This is a genomic window from Microcystis sp. M179S2 (genome assembly GCF_020245805.1).
GTDB lineage: Bacteria > Cyanobacteriota > Cyanobacteriia > Cyanobacteriales > Microcystaceae > Microcystis > Microcystis aeruginosa.
Genome location: NZ_JADBUE010000256.1, coordinates 1 through 3,063, shown reverse-complemented (window position 1 = coordinate 3,063; position 3,063 = coordinate 1). Strand labels below are relative to the sequence as shown.

Sequence of the window (3,063 nt, the reverse complement as noted above, 5' to 3'; positions counted from 1 at the left end):
TCGGTAACGAAGTTCGTAATTGTAGATACCAGCAATCAAATTCAATCTCAGACCAAATCGCCGTCTGCGATTTCTGTATCTTGATGAAAGTATCCGAAATATTTTGAGACGACGATGAATATGTTCTATAACTATGCGCCGTTGTGATAACTGACGGTTGGCTTTTTTTTGCTCTTTACTTAGTTTTTCTTTTTTCTTTTTTTTATGAGGAATCTGACTGTTTTGATGGATTTTCTGAATCCCTTGATAGCCTTTGTCCCCTAATATTTCTATTTCCTTATTTAACCCTATTTTGCTCTCTTTCCACAGTCGAAAATCATGGACTCTTCCTTTCTCACAACGGACACAGATTACCTGCTCGCTTTTTTGGTCGCAACGCGCTCGCTGCGCGAGATCGGCAACGACTTGCGACTTTAATGTGTGGTATCCCTGCTTGCCACTATAGTATGATTTCTGTTTTTTTTTGGGTCTTTCTATCTCATGTTCTGACACATCCACCACTATTACTTCTATTTCACTATTACTTTCTAATAGGGCTTTTTTTCCGGGTAGATTAAACAGACCTGATTTGATGAGAATATTCTCTACTTTCCTAACAATTCTATACGCCGTTGATTCGTTAATACCCCAGCTATTTCCCAGATGAAAATAGGTGCGATATTCTCGCCAATACTCTAATGTTATTAGTAGTTGGTCTTCTGTACTCAATTTGCTCGGTCTACCTGTCTTTTTTTGCCAAACTTTTTCTGCCTTTAGGACTGTTACCATATCCTTAAATGTATCTGGATACACGCCACACAAGCGTTTGAACTCTGTTGGCTTTAAAGTTTTTACTTGTTCGTAATTCATCTTTCAATCTTAACTCTTGGACTATTTTATCCTATTTTGTCTAGACTTATGCAAGAGATCTGTTGTTGATGCTTGGCAAAATCATTTCAGCACAGAAATGGATCCAGCGAATGGGCAATGGTTTACTAATGGTCCAAATAACAATGGAGGACTATACGGAAAACTTACTGATGCTTTGGTGAGTGAATTGGTTTTTGACCAAAGTAAAACTATTTTTACACCCCACCAGCTTGCTGCTGCCACTGGGATTGCTGACAATCGCAATGGCTTAACACCTAATCAAACAGTTACTCTTACATATCAGTATTCTAACGCAACATCATCTTCACATTCGACAACGAATTCCCTTAAGATAGGTGTTGGAGTTGATGTAAAATTCACGGGAAGTCTTGTTTTTGCACAAACTGAGGTAAGTACCAAGTTTAGTACTGAGTATGGCTTTTCGTGGACAGATACTACAACGACAACTAAAAGTGAGACTCAGACATTTACACAGACTATCCCTGTAACCATACCGCAAGGAAAAATCTACCAAGTAGTTTTGTTGTGCAATAAAAACGAATTTCAGATACCGTATAGTGCTAATATTCTTGTTTCGGGGCAGTCCGCAGCTTGTTTTGCGAGTCCTGTCAATGGTCAAAACATCTGGATTGTTGATGCAGGGACATTATGTTCATGGATTAATCAATATGGTTCAGCTGGAGATGACTCTTACATGTATGGTAGAAATCCTCAAAATCCCTCTCAAGGAATGATTTCATTGAAGGGAACAATGACCGCAACTCAAACAACTAATTTCATCGCTCGGACTTTTGATGTTACTGATTCCTTTAAAGGAACTGACGTGCCTAGTACAGCTATGTTAAGTTCACCTGTCGTCACGGAGAAACCTTTATAATATGATCGCTGATCTTGATGGTTGCGTTTAACGCACGTTTTTATTTTTCTACACTACGTCAACAAATTCTTTCCTTATTCGTCGTCAATATTGTCGGGGATAATGGGAATTCCTATCATTCCCCCATTGTTTGGATATAAGGCCCTGAGCAATAAACCGATGAACACTAGAAAGGAGTTAGTGTCTTTATCTATTCGCACTCTAGAATTAAGCTTTCTGAAACCCTTATGCAGTAAGGCTCGATTTTTGTCTTTGACCCAGTGCGAAAGATTCGTGACACTAACAGAAAGGAACTAGCTGATCGCTTTGTTAATTTAGTGCGATCGCTGATCTTGTAGGGTGCGTTTCTTAACGCGCCTTTTGTGTTTTATATGCGTTACGCTACGCTAACACATCCTACCGTTACTCATCACCAATATTATCGGGAATAATGGGAATTTCTACCATTCCCCCAATCGGTCAGATAAAAGCCCTGATAAACCGATAAACCCTAGAAAACAGCAAATCCTGCGGTTTTAAACCTAACCCATACCGGCCTGGATTGTCATGGGTATCATCACAACATAAAGATTCAATCCCGTAAACTGCCTTACCCAATATGCCCTTTTTCTCTTAATTGTGATTTTTATAAAAACTCAACATTTCTATACATATAATCAGGGTCTAAACATTCCCAAATCAAAACTAAATTGCTAATAATCTTTCCGATAGATTGACCTTGACGCGAATAAATAATACCACAATGTTCCAATCCCATTGAAGACAAAACCAGAAAATCATCATCAAAAGTGAAAACAACTCGGCCTTGCGACAAAGCATAAGCTAATTGCTCTTTATCAGAAGCCCCAATTAATCCCTCTTCAGGAGACGTTGTAATATCAATCCCTCTCATCCTTAAACCTTTGGCGATCGCATTAGAGACACTTTCATCAAGATGAAACTTCAGCTTATTGGCCATTATTCCCCTTTAAAATTTTTTCGACCAAAGAAGGCTGATCCCCTTGTAACTGTTTAGCAAAATTTTCGCTGGCTTCAATATCTTGGCGAATTTCTTCTCGATGATCATGGTAATACGCTAAAGCCGCATAAACATCAGCTAAAGTAATTGTTGGGTAATTATAAACAATTTCATCAGGAGACATTGCCATTTTTTCATGCCAGATGACAATATCTCGGGCTCTTCTAGGTTCTGTGTGAGCATGGTATAATAGTAAAACAGAACAGGAGGTGGGTTATGTGGATAAATTTTGATCAACTCCTCGATTTACCAAATGTAACAGTGGTCAATTATCAAAAAATTGCTCAGACAATTTTCC

At 38.5% G+C, this 3,063-nt stretch carries 3 protein-coding genes and 1 pseudogene; 1 reads left to right on the top strand and 3 read right to left on the bottom strand.

Annotated elements, in window-relative coordinates:
• Positions 1-849: IS5 family transposase (locus IM500_RS15745; RefSeq protein WP_287738916.1), on the bottom strand; the 849-nt coding region annotated here is incomplete at its 3' end.
• 16 nt (positions 850-865) lie between these two features.
• Between IM500_RS15745 and IM500_RS15740 the strand changes: the two genes are divergently transcribed.
• Positions 866-1,747 carry an ETX/MTX2 family pore-forming toxin gene (locus tag IM500_RS15740; RefSeq protein WP_287738914.1) on the top strand — a complete coding sequence of 294 codons (882 nt, stop codon included), beginning with the start codon at positions 866-868 and terminating at the stop codon, positions 1,745-1,747.
• A 625-nt stretch (positions 1,748-2,372) separates the two neighbouring features.
• Here IM500_RS15740 and IM500_RS15735 read toward each other — a convergent pair.
• Both IM500_RS15735 and IM500_RS15730 read right to left on the bottom strand, forming a co-directional pair.
• Positions 2,373-2,705 carry a DUF5615 family PIN-like protein gene (locus IM500_RS15735; protein WP_079205520.1) on the bottom strand — a complete coding sequence of 111 codons (333 nt, stop codon included), beginning with the start codon at positions 2,703-2,705 and terminating at the stop codon, positions 2,373-2,375.
• Positions 2,695-2,928: pseudogene (locus IM500_RS15730) on the bottom strand (DUF433 domain-containing protein); the annotation flags it as partial. The pseudogene IM500_RS15730 and the gene IM500_RS15735, both read right to left, overlap by 11 nt.
• Between the last annotated feature and the right edge of the window lie 135 nt (positions 2,929-3,063).

What these genes read in the sequence shown, in the direction of transcription:
- IM500_RS15735 (WP_079205520.1), bottom strand. Translation starts at nt 2,705, where the DNA reads ATGGCCAATAAGCTGAAGTTTCATCTTGATGAAAGTGTCTCTAATGCG.